The following is an 18,724-nucleotide window of genomic DNA, read 5'->3' on the forward strand; positions in this document are numbered from 1 at the left end:
ACAAAATTTATTAAAGTTAAATTTTGTTACCGAATTATCTAACCTTTACAATTTCGACGAAGGAGAAATCTTCGCGAGAAGCTCGACAAAGATTGCCACTTTAGATTGCGGAGCTACTTGCGGTCCTTCGACTTCGCTCAGGATGACAAAATGCTTGGTAAATCTAAACCATTTTCAATTTATACGTCACAAAAGACTGCGCTAAAAGTCCTGCTTTTGTATAATTAGAAACACGGATTCTGGTATTTCCAATTTGATGAGATGGCGTGTTTTTTAGCTTTTTGAGCAGTTTTTTATAGTAAATATAAGCGGTGTAAACGCCAAATTTAGCTTCCATTGGCAGTTTTACAATTCCTTGATAAGCAACTCGGAAATCTTCTTCGATTTCTTTGATGATTTGCGCTTTTGCATCTTCATTGAAATTGTTGAGATTGATTCCCGGAAAATAAGTTCGGTTTAAAATGAGATTGTCGTCTCTTAAATCTCTCAAGAAATTTACTTTTTGAAAAGCAGAACCTAAACGCATGGCTTCGTGTTTTAATTGCTCGTATTTTTGTTCTTTTCCTCCAACAAAAACTTTCAGACACATTAAGCCCACAACATCGGCAGAGCCGTAGATATAATCGGCATATTCGGTTTGCGTATTGTAAGTTGATTTTATGAGGTCGAGTTTCATGCTTCGCAAAAATGCCTGAACTAAATCATCGGTAATATTGTATTCTTTAACCGTATGCTGGAAAGAATTTAAAATTGGATTCAAGCTGATGCCTAACTGCATTGCTTTGTAATATTCTTTTTCGAAATCCTCGATAAGATACTCTTTTTCATAATCGTGAAATGAATCTACGATTTCGTCAGCAAAACGAACGAATCCGTAAATGCTGTAAATGGCATCACGAATACTTGGCGATAACATTTTTACTGCCAATGAAAATGAGGAACTGTAATTTTGCGTAATCAGTTTACTGCATTTGAAAGAAACGGCGTCGAATAGTGATTTCATTTTTTAAGATCTAAAAGATTTTTGAATTAACTCAGCAACCAATTTTCCCGAAATTAAAGCAGGCGGAACCCCTGGGCCAGGAACAGTTAATTGTCCTGTGAAATATAAATTACGTACTTTTTTGCTTTTTAGTTTTGGCCTTAAAAAAGCAGTCTGCAATAAAGTATTCGCCATTCCGTAAGCGTTGCCTTTATACGCATTGTAATCTGTTACGAAATCATTTTTGCAGAATGATCTCTTAAATATAATGTTGTTTTTAATTTTTTGTTGTGTAAGCTCCTCAAAACGAGAGATTATCTTTTCGAAATATTCTTCTCGAAGTTCTTCATTATCTTCAATTCCGGGTGCAAGCGGAATTAAGAAAAATCCAGATTCCATTCCGTCTGGCGCAGCAGTGAGATCTGTTTTGGATGGAAAATTGGCATAAAATAAAGGAGATTCCGGCCATTGTGGATCATCATAAATTGCTTTTGCATGTGTATCGAAATCAACATCAAAAAATAAAGCATGATGCGAAATGTTTTCTATTTTTTTATTGAAACCAATGAAAAATAGGAGAGAAGATGGAGCGAAAATTCGATTTTCCCAATATTCATCAGAATAGGCACGATGTTCTTTTTCAAGCAAAGATTCGGTATGCTGATAATCGGCACCGCTTAAAATCAGGTCGGCTTTTATGATTTCGCCATTGATTTTAACTCCAGTTGCAGTTTTGTTTTCAACAATTATTTTTTCAATTGGCGAATTGGTTTTAATTGTTACGCCAAGTTCTAAAGCTAATTTTTCAATGCCTCGAATAACGTCAAACATTCCTGTTTTAGGATGCCAGGTTCCTAGGCCGAAATCGGCATAATTCATAAAATTGTAAAAGGAAGGCGTTTTGCTGGGTTTTGCTCCCAGAAATAAAACAGGAAATTCTAAGATTTGAATTAATTTTTGGTTTTTGAATTTCTTTCGAATATCATGACTCACGTTGCTCAAAAACTGATTGAGTTTTAAAGCTGTTTTTGGTGTAATAAGTTCTAATGGAGAAACTCCGGGGCGATATACAAGATCTTTAATCGCAATATCATAATTGCTTTTTGCCTGATCGATAAAGTCTTGAAGTTTATTGCCGCTTCCTTTTTCGATTTCTTCAAAAGCAGCTTTAATTTCTTCTAAATTGTCGCAAATGCTAATAAAATCATTTGTTCCAAAATAAACCCGATAAGCAGGATTGAGTTTTATAAGCTCGTAATAATTAGAAGTTTGTTTATTAAAATCCTGAAAAAAGCGATCAAAAACATCTGGCATCCAGTACCAGCTTGGTCCCATATCAAAGGTAAAACCGTCTTTTTTAAATTGTCTCGCGCGGCCTCCAATGGTTGGATTTTTTTCATAGATAGTAACATCGTGTCCTTTTTTTGCTAGATAACACGACGCTGCTAAGGATGAAAATCCTGATCCTAATATGATAATTGTTTTTGTCATTTGTTTAACAAATATACAAAAACTTTAAACAAAATAATTATATTTCTTCGATAGTTTCTTCCATTGAGTCAAAAATACGAATGCGCTCATGTAGATTTGATTGATCAATATGTTCAACCATATTGCCCATAAGCCAGATTTCGTTATTTTTCAGCAATAGTTTTTGCGCCATCGATTTTACATATTGATTAATAACAGTTCTATCAGGCTGAACAGTCATGAAAGAAACGAAGGTTATGTTTTCGAAATGACGAGTAAGATCCTGCAGGTTTTCAATAGGCATGCTTTCGCCTAAATAAATGGTTTTGTATCCTTTTGATAAAATTTCGTATTGCAGATATAAAAGACCAATTTGATGAATTTCATTTAAAGGCAATGAAAGAACAAAAATTCGGTCTGTTTTTGTTGGTTTTAAAATTTGAAGACTTTCCGTATAAATTAGAATTTTCTGCTTGATCAAATGACTCATGAAGTGTTCATTTGCGGGTGTTATGGTTTCAGATTGCCATAACAAGCCCAATTCTTTCAACAACGGAAGAAAATGTTCTTTAAAAACTTCTTTAAAGCTTTTCTCTGAGATAAGCCAATCAAAAGTATTGAAGAATAATTCCTGATCGAAATTCATCATCGCCATTTTAAACGAAGTGATCGCATAGTTTTGTGAATTTTTCTTCGAAATGATTTCACGTACTAACACCGGAATTTTCTCCTCAGGATAAGTCGCAATTTTAGATATTTTATAACCGTACTGATGCAGTAAAGTTATATTCAAAAGCTTCTGTAGATTTTGTAAATTATATAGTCTGATATTGGTATCAGTTCGCATGGGTTCAAGAATGTTATATCTTTTTTCCCAAATTCGAATTGTATGCGCTTTTATGCCAGATAAGTTTTCAAGATCTTTTATGCTGAAAACTGTTTTTATATTGTTTACCATTTTTCATTGTTGAATAAACAAAAATATAATAAAATCTGAAAAAACCTTTAAAACTTTATCAAAATGATCGATTATTGAAAGTTTGTAGTAACATACTGATTTAAATGACTTAAAAGGAGCTCTTTTTTTTTATAGTTTTAATTTTGAATACTCAAAAACGAACTATTTAGAGTTGTTCTAAGAAGAATTGAATAAGTTATTTGATGAAAAAGTCGGTCTGTAGAACTATTTCTACAGACCGATTTTTACGTTTTCGTTTATTTGCAAAAAGTCGCTTTGTTTTTGATGGCACTTTGACTGCCAAGTTCAATGGCTTTCGAAAAATCTTTACAGGCATTTTTCTTGTCGCCACTTTTGTTATAAGCCAAACCTCGTAAATTGTACGCGATATAATCTTTGGGATTCAAACCAAGTGACGAAGTGCAATCGTCGATGGCTTCTTTGTAGTTCATTAATTTGTAATTTACGTTTGCTCTTCCAGTAAAAGCATCGGCATTCATGCTGTCTAGTTCAATTGTTTTGCTAAAATCTGCTAGAGCGCCTTTTAAATCGTTTAGCTTAAGTTTGGCTACGCCACGGTTTTGGTAGGCTTCAACAAATTTTGAATTCATGCTGATAGCTTTGGTGTAATCAGCGATGGCGCCTTTTGTATTGCCCGCTTCCGCTTTTTTCATGGCTTTGTCAAAATAAGCAGTTGCAGATTGTGCCCAGGAAGAGCAAGTAATCATAATAAATGATACTAATAGTAGGTTTTTCATAAACTAATTTGGGATTAGTGATTAATTATTTCCAAACGAATTTAAGAAAGATTTATTTTGTCAGAGAACTTCTGGCGTAAAATAAATGTGATTTAATTAAATTTTCAAATATCCTCGAAATCCTCTTGCGGCATAATAGGATTCGGCGCCATTATGATAAAGAAAAACTCTGCCATAACGGAAATCACAAAATACGGCACCGCCCAATTTTCGAACATCATCGGGAGTTGCGATCCAGCTGGACGTTTTGGTGTCAAAATCCCCAAGTTCTTGCAATTGTCGATATTGTTCTTCGGTTAAAAGCGCAATTCCCATTTCGTCTGCCATATCAACAGCGCTGTTTTTAGGTTTATGTTCTTTTCTTGAATCCAATGCTTTTCGATCGTAACAAAGACTCCTGCGAGCTTTTGGACTTTCGGCTGTACAATCAAAAAATAAATATTCGTCATTATTTTTATCATAACCTACAACATCTGGTTCGCCTTCTGTTTTTTCCATTTGAAGCAATGACCAAAGTTTTTCAGGATTAGCTCTGAGTTTAGTGTCAACCTTTGACCATTCTATATTTTGATGACGCTTTGGATTTTTCTCAAAACGAACTTTCAAAATACTGATCAGCTGTTGTTGTTCTTCTTCCGAAATTTTATTTTTCATTTTACTATTTTTTAATCACTATTCTTGTCGACGAACCATTTCGTTAATCCAAATTGGTGCAAAAGGAGAAGTACAGCCTTTTGATGTTGGATAATCTCTGTAAATACCAAGTTTTTCTCCAATGGCTAAAGCGCGTTGTCGATATTCTGGGAATTTAATTCCAATTTGTGCCAAAGTACTGTTCATTGTCCATTGAACTTCTGGCGCAGCTGTTGGCATTTCATTTTCAATTCGGTCGAGTAACGCTGGCAAATCAAGAATTTCAGGATTTCGGGCAACACATCCGCTGGTAAGGCTCCATGCGGCGCGACCGTGCATTATATCATCAGTATGCATCCAAGCTTGGCGTAAAGTTTCTCGATCGGCGTAATCTTTTATTATATAGGAATAAAACCAATCGGCAATGTGAACGAATTTTTCCGAGGAAACCATTTTGGCTATTTGCTCGTTTGAAAGCTTTTTTGGGTCAATAATCAATATTGCTAAAAATCGGGCGTCGGCATTTCCAGTGTCCCAAAGTTCTAGTGCTAATTCGTGATTGATTTTTATTTTTTTTGCCAATGTTCGAATGTCTCCCATTTTAACGCCAAACTGATTCTCAGAAGCACCACGTTTTTTATTTTGGGCAAACACTTTTTCATCTCCAAGAGATTTGAGTTGTATTAAAATATCTTTAGCTGTCATTTTGATTTGTATTAAAACGGCAAATTAATCATTTAAACCTTTTCCGTCAAGAATGTTTTGCGTGTGTTTTTCGACTCTAGCTTCTCGTGTTTTGGCTTGTTTTGGTTGAGAAAAGTGCAATAAGTACGCTCTTTGCCTTCCTGGAGTAAGAGATTCGAAAGCTTTTTTTAATGCTGGATCTTCATTTAGTTTCTTTTGAAATTCTTCGGAAACTGGAAAATCAGAAGTTTTTTTCAACTTGACTTTTAATCCTGCTTTTTCAATTTCAATTGCCTGATAGATATACGTTTTAAGAATCGGCTTTAAATCAACAATTTCTTTAAGATTTGTAAATCGAATATGGCGTGCTGCTTGGACGTTCTCGGACTGCTGAATTAAAATTCCATCGGTATCTTTCATCAAAGCACCTTTAAAAAATAAAAAAGCGCAATATTCTTTAAAAGCATGAATTAAAACGACGTTGCTGTCTTGGTACATATAACATGGATTTCCCCATTTCAATTCTTCGGTAAGCTGGCATTCGAGAGCAATGGTTCGCATTAGCTCTAATTCTTCCTGCCATTTTGTGGCCTTATCAAAGAAAAAGTCAACTTTCGGATTCATTTTTATAAGTTTAAACGTTAATTAGTTTTCGTTCAGCCGGTCTGAAATACCAAGAAATTATCGTCAATACAATCAAAAGAGCGGGACCGAAAAAATCTTTAGCATTATCGCCCGCTGCAAAATGTGAAAATATTGCACCCGACATTGCAAAGAAAAAACCGGCATAAGCCCATTCTTTTAATAATGGGAATTTTGGGATTAGTACTGCAATTACACCTAGAAATTTCCAAACGGCTAATAAAGTTAGCAAATAAATTGGATACCCCAAATGTGACATCCTTAGCGCTTCGTCTTTTGACTGCATCAATTGTACGATTCCTGTGGAAAGCATTCCTAATGCCAGCCAAAGCGTAGCAGTCCAATAAATGATTTTGTTTCTTTTTGTCATGATGATTTATTTTAGGTTATTACAAATTTCTTGTAATCGGTTGTGTGCCATATTTAGGCCTTGTTTAAATGGCAATTGCAGCATTTGATCTCTAAGTTCGTTAGATTTATAGACGATCTGCATAGTAAGTTTGCTGCGATTATCATTTAGTTGTTCAAATTCTAAAAACTCTAATTGAGCAGTAAAAGGAGAATTTTCCATTTCAAATGTTCTGGTAATTTTTTGATTTGGAATAAAGTCATGAATTGCACCATTTGCTTTAAAAACTACATTTCCGTTTGCATCGCTTGTCTCAAATTGATAAGAGCCATGTTTTTTGCTTTCCAGTTTTAAAACTTTTGTGCCCATCCATTGCGCAACAATTTCAGCTTCTTCATACGCTTTAAAAAGCAATGCAACAGGCAGATCAAATTCTCGTGTAATGATTAGATCCTGTTTGCTTTCTTGTGCGTCTATTTTTGTTTTTAATTCCATAGCAGTTAGTTTTCGGGTTTATAGTTTTTCATAATGTCTTCGAGTTTATTGAATCTTTCATCCCACATTTGACGGAAAGGTTCTATGAAATCAGCTATTTGTTTCATTTTTTTTGCATTTATGGTGTAATAGACCTCTCGGCCATTTTGTGTTTGCTGTAATAATTCGCATTCCGTCAAAATTTTTAAATGTTTCGAAACTGTTGGGCGAGCCGTGTCGAACTGCGACGCGATTGCACCTGCAGTCATGGAATGCGAAGTCAATAAAAGTAAAATAGCTCTTCTTGTAGGATCGGCTATTGCCTGAAATACATCTCTTCTTAAATTCATTGTGAAGTTATTTGGCTACAAATTTAAATGAAGTCATTTGGCTACGCAAATTTTTTAACATATTTATTTTGTAATAAATTGAAAATGTGAGTGTTTTGTGAATTTAAATAAGTTTGAAGTTGCAAATTCATTGGATAAATAAAAAATATTGCTTTGGGAAAATTGTTTTTAACTGCTTTGTTTTACTTTTAATACATAATACAAGATTTCTAAAAGGGTTGCATCATTACTAATTACAATGCGATTTTAATTTGTATTTGCTTAAATGAATTGTGAGAACTAATAAATTTAGATATGAAAAAATTACTCTTATTATTTGTGTTGAATATTTCGGCTACACTTTTTGCGCAGGCAGCAAAAGATTCGGAGTTGTTTTTGACGTTAAAGAAACACGACAGTATTTTTTTTGAAAAGAGCTTTAATCAGTGCGATATAGCTTTTTTAGAAAAAGCGATTCATCCAGATTTGGTTTTTTATCATGATCAAGGTGGTATTCAGAATAAAAAGACTTTTTTAGAAAATGTTAAAAAGAATATTTGTGCCAAAGGTTCTCAAAAACCAATACGAAAAGTAAAACCAGAAAGTCTTGAAGTGTATCCGCTTTATAGTGAAGGCAAATTATATGGGGTTGTGCAAACAGGAATTCATGATTTTTACATAAGAGAGGCAAATAAGCCGGATGTTTTTACCAGCACAGCAAAATTTACACATGTTTATCTTTTAATTAATAAGGAGTGGGTTTTGAAAGAGGTTTTGAGTTTTGATCATAAGAGTTAGATGCAATAGAGAATTAAAAAGGAACTAAGAAAAGTTAGTAGTACTGACGGCCTGAATAAAAACAAGCGAGCAATTCCAAAACTTTATCAAATAACAAAATGAAAATAAAACTGTTTATTGTACTTGTCTTATTAATAAATAATGCAAATGCGCAAGATTATAGTAAAATTCACCAAAAAGCCATTCTTGTAGATACTCATAATGATTTTTTAACCAAAGTGATGCAGTATAATTTTGCATTGGATTCTGATTTGCGTGGAAAAACGCACAGTGATTTAACTAGATTTAAAATTGGCGGACTGGATGTTCAGTTTTTCTCTGTCTGGAGCGATGGCAATCAACAAAGTCCTTACGCATTTGCAAATCGTCAAATCGATAGTCTTGACGCTGTAATCAAAAGAAATCCTGATAAAATTGTAAAAACTGCTAACGTAAAAGAAATTCTAGGCGTTGTAAAGCAAAATAAAATTGCAGCTTTAATTGGAATTGAAGGCGGGCATCAGATTGAAAACAGTTTGGATAATCTAGATGCGCTTTATAATCGTGGAACGCGATATATGACACTTACGTGGAATAATTCAACCGATTGGGCAACAAGTGCTTTTGATGATAATTCTAAGCCTGAATTTAAAGGAAAAGGATTATCTGATTTTGGAAAGAAGGTAGTTCGGCATATGAATAAAATAGGAATGCTGGTCGATGTTTCTCACGTGAATGAAAAAACATTTTGGGATGTTATCGAAACGACTTCTAAACCTATTATCGCGTCGCATAGTTCGGTTTACAAGCTTTGTCCAGTGCCAAGAAATTTAAAAGACGATCAGATAAAGGCGATTGCCAAAAATAATGGTGTTGTTCAAATTAATTTTAATTCAGGTTTTATTGATCCAACAGAAAAGAAACGCGAAGAGGCATTTATGGAAAGCCATAAAAAAGAGTTTGATTCTTTACATGTCGCTATAAAAAATGAAAACATAGCCGAAGAAATGATTCATGTAAAATACAAACAAGAATCGGATAGTTTAAGAGCTCCGTTTGCTTTAGTTATAGAGCATATCGAATATGTTATAAAATTAGTTGGTGTAGATTATGTTGGCATTGGTTCAGATTTTGACGGAATTGTTCTTCCTCCCCAACAACTTGATGATGTTACATCTTATCCATTAATTACTAAAGCTTTGTTAGAAAAAGGATATTCAGAAAAAGATATTAATAAAATTCTGGGTGGAAATATTTTAAGGGTTTTGAAGGCTAATGAAGTGAATTAGAAAAAAAGGATTTTGAAGATTTTTTTAAATAAAAAAGATAAACAAAAAACCTATCTCATTTGAAATAGGTTTTTTGATTTTAGTAAGAAGTTCAAAATTCTATTTATTGAATAAAATATACTTTTTTGATTTTTCCATTTTCAATATGATAAATTGCGGTTGCGTCTAAATATTTATCGCCAAATAAAACATGCTCTTGGTCGATAACAATGTTTCCTTGTACAATTCTGCCTTTTATTTCACAATGTAGATTAGGAGTGTTTTCAAACATTTTTTGATAATTTCCTCTAATTTTTTCTTTTCCTTTGGCAATCAATGTATTTGGATAATCATACAATTCAACATCCTCAGCATACGGCTCTAAAAAAGCATCAATATTTCTGAAGTTGTAGCCATTCAATTGACGCTGTACTAGAATTTCGGGTGTGTCTTTTAGGATCTCATTCGGATTAAAAACAGTTCCTTGGTTAATTACTTTGTTTATTTTAGTTAAGTTCTCAAGGTTTTCGACAGGGTTTTGGTCTAGTAAAATCAAATTAGCTTTTTTGCCAACAGCAATACTTCCAAATTCTTTTTCTTTTCCAATAAATTTAGCTCCGTTAAGCGTTGAAGCGGTCAGAATTTGCCAATTGCCAATGCCACTTTCCTGCATCATTTTTAGTTCAGGCTGATAGGATGTTGCATGCAATGTTCCTATATTTCCAGCATCTGTTCCGGTCGCAATAATTACACCTGCGTCTGAGAGTAATTTTAAATTGGTAAGCATATTGCTTTCGTCGCTTTTTAGATTGTCTATTCTTTTTTGCGATAATCTGGCCTTTTTATATTTGTTTACCAAAGCTGTATCTGCAATGTGTTTTAAATCTTGCAAAGAACCAAGCTGAAAAGCATCGGATTTTTCTAATTCATATAAACTGAATTTGATTTGCTGTCCAAGTGAATTGCTATAATTTCTGTGAACCACCAATGTTGGGCACAGAATTGTTTTTTTCTTTTTTAATAAAGCGATAAAATCAGGTTTTATAACTTCGTCTTCTACACTATGTACTAAAAGATCGGCTCCGTTTTCTACAGATAATTGCGCTGTAATTCTTTCCGTTGCATGTACGGCAACTTTTAGATTGTACTTGTGCGCTTCATCAATAACTGCTTTTACTATTGGTAGATTTTTTCGGGCACTTTCTTCAACGGGTAATCCATCGGCTCCGGCGATATACCAAATTTTAATAAAATCGGGTTTGTATTGCAACTGATTTTGAACCGATTTAATTCCTTCTTCAACTGTTTTTGTTAAAACAAATGGTTCATCATCTTTTAAGTTTTGGTACACAGCTGGTTCGTAAGTTGTGGCCAAAGGTCCAGTTATAAAAATGGTTGGCGCATAATTTTTATCTTTAAAATCATTTCGCTGTTGTAGATAATGGTAATTTGCTCCAACATCAATAACAGTTGTAATTCCGTTTTGTAAGTAGCGGCGCAGTTTATCTTCCATGTTGCTTTTTGCAAAAGCAATTTCCTTATCATATGGAGCAAACTTTCTTAAATCTATAACATCTGGACGAGTGTATAAGCCACCATTCTGAAAAAAATGAATATGGGCATCGGTCAAACCAGGTGCAAGATATTTTCCTGATCCATCAATGATATTTGAATTTGTGGGAATTTTAATTTTTTTGCTGGATTGAATACTCGAAATTTTGTCATTAGTTAGGACAACGGTCTGTTCAGGTATTAACTTATGGTTTTCCACATCAACGACTGTGGTATTTGTGATGTAAGTTTGTGAAAACACTGATAAAGATGAAATCAAAAACCAAAGTGCAAAAAAGTATTTCTTTGTCATTTTTATTGATGTTAGTTACTTAAAAGTGAATAGTTGTTTCTTGTGCAACTTGTTTTTTTAGGGGATTTAAGCCTTATTTGGTATAGCTTCGATTTTTTTAATACTAAAATTTTGATTTATTTATATTGCTAAGTTAGTTCTTATTTTAAATTTACACGAAATAAAATTTTGCTGATAGATTTATAGTATCCGAATTTAAAAAAGAAAGCATTTCATTTTAAAGAAGTTGAGAAAATGTAAAAATGAATTTTAAAGAGAAAGAATCTGAGTTAGTTAATAAGAAGAAGAATTAAATAGTTTCATCTTCTAAGAGAGATATCTCGTTTGTGAAAAAGAAAAAAGGTCAAGTAAATTAATACTTGACCTTTTGTGACCCGACTGGGGCTCGAACCCAGGACCCCATCATTAAAAGTGATGTGCTCTACCGACTGAGCTATCGAGTCATTGTTTTCTCTAATGAGGGTGCAAATATAAGTACTTTATTTAGGTTATGAAGCCTTTTTTAAATGCTTTTTTGTAATAATTTATAAAAGCCTATTTTACAGTAAAATAAGATCTGTTTTTTTTAAGATTCAAACGACCGGGAATTAAAAACTATTATTAGGTTTTGAAGATTTTGATTAATATCTAAGATATTTATAATTTTTAGTAGGAGTCTAAGGCAAGCTTTTAAAAATAATTTTATAATAAATAATGATAAAAAGTAATGGATTGACTCTTAATAAAATAAAATTACGAGTCTATTCTTTAAAGGAAATTTAATATACTTACAAGTAAATTGACGTCTTCTGATTTATTTAATTGATTTTGAAAATAAATAAAAAACAATATGCTATACCCAATTAAACGTAACGATAAATATGGTTTTATTAATGAAAAAGGTGAAATAATCATTGAACCAAAATTTGACTACACTAGTGGTTTTTCAAATCAAGTTTGTGGTGTTACAAATAAGCTGTCCGAGATCAATTTTGAATATAATGGAGAAATTTATTTTCATACTGCCTCGACAATCATTAATAGAGAAGGTGATATATTATTTCCTTTTAAAAAATATGTAACTATTGATAAATATTCTGAAGATGTTGCATTTTGTTATGACGAAAAATTAAGAAGGCACGGTGTAATAGATAAAAATGGTGAAGAAATAATTCCATTTATTTTTTCAACTTCCGAAATAGAATATTCTTTCTTCTCTAATGGGCTTGCAAGGATAAAAAGAGATGGGAAATATGGTTTTATTAATAAAAATAATGAGGTTGTAATCCCATTTGATTATGATAAAGCGAGTAATTTTCATAATGGTTATTCACTTGTAAAAATCAAAAACAAAGAATTTTTAATAAATAAAAACGGGGAAATCTTTAAAACAAAACATAATATAATTTCAGTATTTTATGAAGATAGAGCAATTGTTAAATTAAAAAATAGATATGGGTTTATAAATGAGAAAAATGAACTTGTTATCGACTATTTGTATGATAGAGTAGTAGGTGTTTTTACTGAAGAACATTGTTTAGCGAAAATCGGAGAAAAATATGGACTGATTAATGCATCAGGAAAGGCGATAATTGAATTTAAATTTGAGGAAGTAAGGTGGATTGGAAATGGCGTTTTTCCTGTCAAAATTGGTAAAAAATGGACCTTAATCAATCTCAAGGGTGAGATGAAATTTGAACCGAAATTTGAATACATACATGATTTTAATAAATTCAATGAAAATATTGACTATTTTGATGCTAAACTTACAAGGGCTGAATTTAATAGAGAAGATTATTATATAGATATTCACGGCAATTTAATTTCTAAAATTAAAACAATAGAAAAAGAAGTTGTATATGCCGAATTAAAAGAGCTTCTAAGCAAAAACGCCGAACAAAAACAAATTTGGGATAAAGCGGAATGGAGTTATGATGGGTTTTCTATTACAAAAAAAGGAGCTATAAAACCATTTTATTTTATTTTGAAATGGTTTAAAAACAACGAGTTGTTAACAGATGAAGGCATAGAGGCCTACAATGATAAAAATAACTTGGAAATAGGGCTTTATCGAGATATGTTTAAGGAAGATGCTGCTGGCTTTTTGGATTATTTTTATGATTACTGGTATGACAAACAACATATTGCAAATTATCAAATAGATCCCGATTTAAAATTTGAAGAAGATGAAAATATTGGGAAGTATTGGGAATTTTACAAGCAAAATTTTAACTAACGATCTTTTGAGTCATAAAAAAAAGCCTGAGAATCTATATTCTCAGGCTTTTTTTTATTGTGACCACGGTGGGATTTGAACCCACACGCCCTTACGAGCACCACCCCCTCAAGATGGCAAGTCTACCGTTTCTCCACGTGGCCAAAAATGAAAAAAGGTCGAGTAAAATAAATTACCCGACCTTTGTGACCCGACTGGGGCTCGAACCCAGGACCCCATCATTAAAAGTGATGTGCTCTACCGACTGAGCTATCGAGTCATTGCTTTCAAGAAACTTATTTTGTTAATCACAAATTTTGTGACCCGACTGGGGCTCGAACCCAGGACCCCATCATTAAAAGTGATGTGCTCTACCGACTGAGCTATCGAGTCATATTCGTTTCTTGAATGCGGGTGCAAATATAAGGAGTTATTTTCGAAGTTTCCAAGCATTTTTATCATAAATTTGTCTTTTTTTACAAAAAGTTCCCAATGTCTTAGTTTATAAGGTTTTATTAATATGAAAAAAATAGTGTTATTAGGTTATATGGGTTGCGGAAAGTCAACAATTGCCCAAAACTTGTCAAAAATTACAAATATTCCGTTTCTAGATTTAGATTCTTGCATTGAAAAAAAAGCAAATTTGTCTATAAATGAGATTTTTTCTAAACATGGAGAGATCTATTTTCGAAAATTAGAACATGAAATGTTTTTAGAATTGCTTAATTCTTCAGAAAATAACATTATTGGTTTAGGGGGTGGAACACCATGTTATGCAAATAATCATTTACTGCTTCAAAATGATGATTTAGTATCTATATACTTAAAAGCATCAATTGATACTTTATATAACAGATTGGCACAAAACAAGAGCAAACGCCCACTGATTGCAAATATGGAGGAAGAGGAAATGAAGGAATTTATCGCAAAACATTTATTCGACAGAAGTTTCTATTACAACCACGCACAGCATAAAGTTTCGGTTGATGGCAGATCAGTCGAAGAAACGGTTAACGATATTTTAGAAATTTTAGCTTAAGAACGCGTAATTATCGCCATTTTCGTCAAAAACAACCTGAACATGCTCTAATAAAGAAGTTGATAAAGAGATTCCCTTAAAATCGGCTTTTACAGGGTATTTTTTATGGTTTCTGTCAACAAGTACTGCTGTTTTGAATTTCTTAAGCGGAACGTCTAAGAAATGACGAACAGCATATATTAAAGTAGTGCCCGAATTAAGGACGTCATCAACTAATACTAAACCTTTGTTTTGGTACTCTTCTTTGGTTAAAGAAGTCTGAATTGGCAATTGCGGATTTTGTTTGTCGACTTTGACTTCGCAGGTTGAAACTTTTAGTGTTGAAATATTGCTTAACGCCAAAGCGAGTTTTTGAGCAAAAATAGATCCGTTAGTGGCAATTCCAGCAATCACAACTTCCTCTTCGTCAACAAATGTCTCGTAAATTTGATAAGCGATACGTTTGATTTTGTGTTCGATTTCCTGATTGGTTAAGATGATGTTTTTGCTCATGACTTTATTTTTTTGCTAAAATACGATTAGAATTTTAGATTTCAGATTTTAGATTTCAGATTTTTTTTGAATTGGAATATGTTTCCAATGACTATGAGATTAGAATTGGAATTTAATTTTCCTCTTCCTCGTCAAAAATTTCATTGCCATATTCGTCAATGTCTCTTCGGTCTTTTTTGGTAGGTCTTCCTGTTCCGCTTTTTCGGTAATGTTCTTTAGACAGTTTTAGTAACTCTAAATGCGCATACGCTTCAGGCGGCGTTTCGTTTTTGCGGTATATATCGACAAGTTTTGCGCCCACGCGGCTTTCCGGAATGTCAAGAACCGTAATGATTTGTGTAATCTGATCTTTTCTAAAGGTAATTCTATCAGTAGGAAAAACTTCTTTAGAAGGTTTGGCAACCTGCCCATTTACTGTGATATGGTTTTTTTTGCAAGCTTCAGTAACCATGTTTCTGGTCTTGTAATAACGCACGCACCATAAGTATTTATCTATTCTCATAATTTTTCTAAAATCGAAGTTAAATTCTTTACAAAAATAAATCAATATTGTATCTTGCGCACCTAAAAAATTAACAATAATGAATAAATTTAAATATTATTTTATTTTATTACTAGCTGGTATCGCTATGGTTTCTTGTAATAAGAGTGATGATGATGAAACCACGGTCGTAGTAAGAGATTATAAAGAGCAATATTTAAAAGATAAAGACTCTATCGAAAATTATTTAAAGACGAATTATATTGAGAGCGTTAGTGCTGATTATGATGTTGTAATAAAGAAAATTCCTGCTGGAGGTACACAAACTTCAATTTGGGATCAAAAAACATATCCTTTAGAGTCTAGAGATGTTTATAATCATGATGTAGATTACAAGGTGTATTATTTAACGTTAAGAAAAGGAACGGGTGAAGCTCCATGTAATTCAGATAGAATTTATGCTGCTTACTCGGGTAATTTGCTAAATGGAACTTTGTTCGATACATCATACGGGTATGGAACTCAATTTGAGTTATTCGTTTATTCAGATGCTCCTGTAATCGATGGTTGGGGAGAAATCTTTCCTAAGTTTAGAACAGGCACATCTACTACTGCAGCAAATGGTGTAGTAACATATGATAATTACGGAGCAGGTGTAATGTTTTTGCCTTCGGGATTAGCTTATTACGCAAATGCACAAGATAAAATTCCTTCATATTCTTGTTTGGTATTTAGTTTTAAATTATTTGGTCTATTGAGATTGGATCATGATATAAGAATAAATGGTACTGCAATATCTTCTGAACCTGATGGTATTCCTGATTATTTGGAAGACGTTAATAAAGAAGGTAATGGTGTTGGGTATGTTTATGATTTAAGAGATAAAGTACGTTATCCAAATCCTCCAGCGTGGATGGTTGATGATACTGATGGTGATGGAATAGCTGATTTCTTGGATATTGATGATGATGGAGATGGTTATACGACTCGATTTGAAACAACAAAGCCTGCTGATGCTCCGGTTACTGGTATAAGTAAATATTATCCTTTTGATCCAATTCCGGATAATCCTAGCACGCCAAATGTTGATGAAAGCGAAACGTATGGTATTCCTGCATTTGGAGGTGATTATACTTCTCCAGGAAGATTAAGAATACATGTTGATAAAAATCATCATAGTGCAAAGTAATTAAGATAAAAATAGAAATAAAAAAACCTCGAAATGTGAATTTCGAGGTTTTTTTATAAAGAAAGAAAAGTAAAAATTATTTTCTGTTAATAACTCTTTCTACAGCTTCAACAATCGCTTGATTGTTCAGTTTGTATTTTTCCATTAATTGCTCTGGAGTTCCAGATTCTCCAAAACTATCTTTTACTGCAACAAATTCTTGTGGAGTTGGATTGTTTAAAGCTAATACACCTGAAACACTTTCTCCAAGACCTCCAAGGTAGTTGTGCTCTTCTGCAGTAACCACACATCTTGTTTTAGCAACCGATTTAAGAATAGCTTCTTCGTCAAGAGGTTTAATTGTATGAATGTTGATTACTTCAGCAGAAATTCCTTTTGCTTCTAATGCCTCAGCAGCAATAAGAGCTTCCCAAACTAAATGTCCTGTTGCAATAATAGTAACATCTGTTCCTTCGTTTAGTAAAATTGCTTTTCCAATTACGAATGGTTCGTCAGCAGGAGTGAAGTTCGCCACAACTGGACGTCCAAAACGTAAATAAGCAGGTCCATGGTGATCTGCTAATGCTATTGTAGCGGCTTTAGTCTGGTTGTAATCGCAAGTATTGATTACAGTCATTCCTGGTAACATTTTCATTAATCCGATATCTTCTAGAATTTGGTGAGTTGCACCATCTTCTCCTAGAGTTAAACCAGCGTGAGAAGCACAGATTTTTACATTTTTATCTGAATAAGCAACAGATTGACGAATTTGATCGTAAACTCTTCCTGTAGAGAAGTTAGCGAAAGTTCCAGTAAAAGGAATTTTTCCACCAATAGTTAAGCCTGCAGCGATTCCGATCATGTTAGCTTCAGCAATTCCAATTTGGAAAAAACGCTCTGGGTGATTTTTTTTGAATTCATCAAATTTTAATGATCCAATTAAATCTGCACATAATGCTACAACATTTTCGTTTTTTTGACCTAGTTCAGTCATTCCCGCTCCAAAACCTGAACGAGTATCTTTACTTCCTGTATTTTCGTATTTTTTCATTTTTGTCTTTTTGCTGTACGCAATAGGCTGTAGGCAATAGGCATAAAGCTTACTGCTTAAAGCTTATAGCTTTTTTAATAATCGATTTGATCTGCAGAATAGTTTTGAGCTAAAGCGGCTGCCAACTGATCGTTGTTTGGCGCTTTACCATGCCAAGCATGTGTGTGCATCATAAAGTCTACTCCGTTACCCATTTCAGTGTATAATAAAATACAAACTGGTTTTCCTTTTCCTGTTCTTGATTTAGCATCAGTTAAACCAGCAAGGATAGCATCAATGCTGTTCCCTTCTTTAATTTCAAGAACATCCCAGTCAAAAGCTTCGAATTTTGCGCGAAGGCTTCCCATTGGTAAAACTTCGTCAGTTGTTCCGTCAATTTGTTTTCCGTTAACGTCTACAGTTGCAATAATGTTGTCTACTTTTTTAGCAGAAGCATACATAATTGCTTCCCAGTTTTGACCTTCCTGTAATTCTCCGTCTCCGTGCAAAGTATAAACAATATGATTGTCTTTGTTTAATTTTTTAGCTTGTGCTGCCCCAAGAGCTACAGATAAACCTTGTCCTAATGACCCAGATGCAATACGAACTCCAGGTAAACCTTCATGAGTTGTTGGGTGACCTTGTAAACGAGAATCTAATAATCTAAAAGTAGCAAGTTCTGATATTGGAAAATAACCGCTGCGTGCTAAAACGCTGTAAAATACTGGAGAGATATGTCCATTTGAAAGGAAAAATAAATCTTCTCCAATTCCGTTCATATCAAAACCTTCTTTGCGGTCCATAATATTTTGATATAGTGTTACCAAAAATTCAGTACAACCTAATGAACCACCTGGGTGTCCAGAGTTTACAGCATGTACCATTCTAAGAATGTCTCTTCTTACTTGGATCGTTAAATCGCTTAATTGTTGTGTGTTAGGCTTCATTTTATATGTAAAATTTTAAACTGAAGCAAAAGTAATTGTTATTTTGCGGGGAGACAAATGATTTTCTGCTTTAGTTTACTGCAATTGTTAAATTTTTTTGCCTTTTTTTTATCAGATTTGAGGAAAAATCGAGATATCGATAATTGCCGAAAAAGTTTTGCCACAGATTAAATGGATTATAGTGA

General features: G+C 33.3%; 20 protein-coding genes and 4 tRNA genes. 5 read left to right on the forward strand and 19 right to left on the reverse strand.

Annotated features, from left to right (window positions below; all coding sequences use genetic code 11):
* Positions 1 to 163: 163 nt before the first annotated feature.
* From EV145_RS21960 to EV145_RS22005, 10 genes are all read right to left on the reverse strand, one after another.
* Entirely contained in the window at positions 164 to 1,003 is an 840-nt protein-coding gene (locus EV145_RS21960; RefSeq protein WP_133527317.1) for a phytoene/squalene synthase family protein, read from the reverse strand.
* Positions 1,004 to 1,006: 3 nt separating this feature from the next.
* Entirely contained in the window at positions 1,007 to 2,473 is a 1,467-nt protein-coding gene (locus EV145_RS21965) for a phytoene desaturase family protein (protein ID WP_133527318.1), read from the reverse strand.
* A 37-nt stretch (positions 2,474 to 2,510) separates the two neighbouring features.
* Positions 2,511 to 3,410, reverse strand: coding sequence for a MerR family transcriptional regulator (locus EV145_RS21970; protein ID WP_133527319.1), 900 nt, complete (start codon positions 3,408 to 3,410; stop codon positions 2,511 to 2,513).
* 257 nt (positions 3,411 to 3,667) lie between these two features.
* A complete protein-coding gene (locus tag EV145_RS21975) occupies positions 3,668 to 4,168 on the reverse strand; it encodes a tetratricopeptide repeat protein (protein ID WP_243739303.1) in 501 nt (166 codons plus the stop codon).
* A 96-nt stretch (positions 4,169 to 4,264) separates the two neighbouring features.
* Positions 4,265 to 4,822 (reverse strand): DUF4256 domain-containing protein, encoded by a 558-nt coding sequence (locus EV145_RS21980; RefSeq protein WP_133527320.1) that lies wholly within the window; start codon positions 4,820 to 4,822, stop codon positions 4,265 to 4,267.
* Between the two features lie 18 nt (positions 4,823 to 4,840).
* Positions 4,841 to 5,506 carry a DNA alkylation repair protein gene (locus tag EV145_RS21985; RefSeq protein ID WP_133527321.1) on the reverse strand — a complete coding sequence of 222 codons (666 nt, stop codon included), beginning with the start codon at positions 5,504 to 5,506 and terminating at the stop codon, positions 4,841 to 4,843.
* 24 nt (positions 5,507 to 5,530) lie between these two features.
* Positions 5,531 to 6,109 (reverse strand): YdeI/OmpD-associated family protein, encoded by a 579-nt coding sequence (locus EV145_RS21990; protein ID WP_133527322.1) that lies wholly within the window; start codon positions 6,107 to 6,109, stop codon positions 5,531 to 5,533.
* 10 nt (positions 6,110 to 6,119) lie between these two features.
* Positions 6,120 to 6,497: a DoxX family protein gene (locus tag EV145_RS21995; RefSeq protein ID WP_133527323.1), complete on the reverse strand. Its 378-nt coding sequence runs from the start codon at positions 6,495 to 6,497 to the stop codon at positions 6,120 to 6,122.
* A gap of 6 nt (positions 6,498 to 6,503) precedes the next feature.
* Positions 6,504 to 6,971 carry an SRPBCC domain-containing protein gene (locus EV145_RS22000; RefSeq protein WP_133527324.1) on the reverse strand — a complete coding sequence of 156 codons (468 nt, stop codon included), beginning with the start codon at positions 6,969 to 6,971 and terminating at the stop codon, positions 6,504 to 6,506.
* 5 nt (positions 6,972 to 6,976) lie between these two features.
* A complete protein-coding gene (locus tag EV145_RS22005; protein ID WP_133527325.1) occupies positions 6,977 to 7,300 on the reverse strand; it encodes an ArsR/SmtB family transcription factor in 324 nt (107 codons plus the stop codon).
* 294 nt (positions 7,301 to 7,594) lie between these two features.
* Here EV145_RS22005 and EV145_RS22010 point away from each other — a divergent pair, with 294 nt between their 5' ends.
* Positions 7,595 to 8,077: a nuclear transport factor 2 family protein gene (locus tag EV145_RS22010; protein ID WP_133527326.1), complete on the forward strand. Its 483-nt coding sequence runs from the start codon at positions 7,595 to 7,597 to the stop codon at positions 8,075 to 8,077.
* A gap of 98 nt (positions 8,078 to 8,175) precedes the next feature.
* On the forward strand, positions 8,176 to 9,345 hold the full coding sequence (locus EV145_RS22015; protein ID WP_133527327.1) for a dipeptidase: 1,170 nt from the start codon (positions 8,176 to 8,178) through the stop codon (positions 9,343 to 9,345).
* Positions 9,346 to 9,448: 103 nt separating this feature from the next.
* Here the strand turns inward: EV145_RS22015 and EV145_RS22020 are convergent, their stop codons facing one another.
* Together EV145_RS22020 and EV145_RS22025 are read right to left on the reverse strand one after the other, a co-directional pair.
* Entirely contained in the window at positions 9,449 to 11,188 is a 1,740-nt protein-coding gene (locus EV145_RS22020) for an amidohydrolase family protein (protein WP_133527328.1), read from the reverse strand.
* A gap of 370 nt (positions 11,189 to 11,558) precedes the next feature.
* Positions 11,559 to 11,631: transfer RNA gene (locus tag EV145_RS22025), tRNA-Lys, on the reverse strand.
* Positions 11,632 to 12,017: 386 nt separating this feature from the next.
* Here EV145_RS22025 and EV145_RS22030 point away from each other — a divergent pair.
* Positions 12,018 to 13,403: a WG repeat-containing protein gene (locus EV145_RS22030; protein ID WP_133527329.1), complete on the forward strand. Its 1,386-nt coding sequence runs from the start codon at positions 12,018 to 12,020 to the stop codon at positions 13,401 to 13,403.
* A gap of 60 nt (positions 13,404 to 13,463) precedes the next feature.
* On the opposite strand, the gene EV145_RS22035 is transcribed toward EV145_RS22030, so the two are convergent.
* The 3 genes from EV145_RS22035 to EV145_RS22045 form a co-directional block, all read right to left on the reverse strand.
* Positions 13,464 to 13,546: transfer RNA gene (locus tag EV145_RS22035), tRNA-Leu, on the reverse strand.
* A gap of 43 nt (positions 13,547 to 13,589) precedes the next feature.
* Positions 13,590 to 13,662 (reverse strand) — tRNA-Lys (locus tag EV145_RS22040).
* A gap of 40 nt (positions 13,663 to 13,702) precedes the next feature.
* A tRNA-Lys gene (locus EV145_RS22045) sits at positions 13,703 to 13,775 on the reverse strand.
* Between the two features lie 127 nt (positions 13,776 to 13,902).
* Between EV145_RS22045 and EV145_RS22050 the strand changes: the two genes are divergently transcribed.
* Positions 13,903 to 14,421 (forward strand): shikimate kinase, encoded by a 519-nt coding sequence (locus tag EV145_RS22050; protein WP_133527330.1) that lies wholly within the window; start codon positions 13,903 to 13,905, stop codon positions 14,419 to 14,421.
* Here the strand turns inward: EV145_RS22050 and EV145_RS22055 are convergent.
* Both EV145_RS22055 and EV145_RS22060 read right to left on the reverse strand, forming a co-directional pair.
* A complete protein-coding gene (locus EV145_RS22055) occupies positions 14,413 to 14,913 on the reverse strand; it encodes a phosphoribosyltransferase family protein (RefSeq protein WP_133527331.1) in 501 nt (166 codons plus the stop codon). The two genes, EV145_RS22050 and EV145_RS22055, sit on opposite strands and share 9 nt — an antisense overlap.
* A 112-nt stretch (positions 14,914 to 15,025) precedes the next feature.
* Positions 15,026 to 15,415 carry an RNA-binding S4 domain-containing protein gene (locus tag EV145_RS22060; RefSeq protein WP_133527332.1) on the reverse strand — a complete coding sequence of 130 codons (390 nt, stop codon included), beginning with the start codon at positions 15,413 to 15,415 and terminating at the stop codon, positions 15,026 to 15,028.
* A gap of 79 nt (positions 15,416 to 15,494) precedes the next feature.
* On the opposite strand from EV145_RS22060, the gene EV145_RS22065 reads away from it, so the two are divergent.
* Complete coding sequence (locus tag EV145_RS22065) at positions 15,495 to 16,583, forward strand: FKBP-type peptidyl-prolyl cis-trans isomerase (protein WP_133527333.1); 1,089 nt, start codon at positions 15,495 to 15,497, stop codon at positions 16,581 to 16,583.
* Positions 16,584 to 16,659: 76 nt separating this feature from the next.
* Here EV145_RS22065 and EV145_RS22070 read toward each other — a convergent pair whose 3' ends face one another.
* The gene (locus EV145_RS22070) at positions 16,660 to 17,613 is read right to left on the reverse strand and encodes a transketolase family protein (protein WP_133527334.1); all 954 of its coding nucleotides are present in this window, start codon (positions 17,611 to 17,613) and stop codon (positions 16,660 to 16,662) included.
* Positions 17,614 to 17,687: 74 nt separating this feature from the next.
* Complete coding sequence (locus tag EV145_RS22075; RefSeq protein ID WP_133527335.1) at positions 17,688 to 18,539, reverse strand: transketolase; 852 nt, start codon at positions 18,537 to 18,539, stop codon at positions 17,688 to 17,690.
* Positions 18,540 to 18,724 lie beyond the last annotated feature (185 nt).

The organism is Flavobacterium sp. 245 (assembly GCF_004362055.1).
GTDB lineage: Bacteria > Bacteroidota > Bacteroidia > Flavobacteriales > Flavobacteriaceae > Flavobacterium.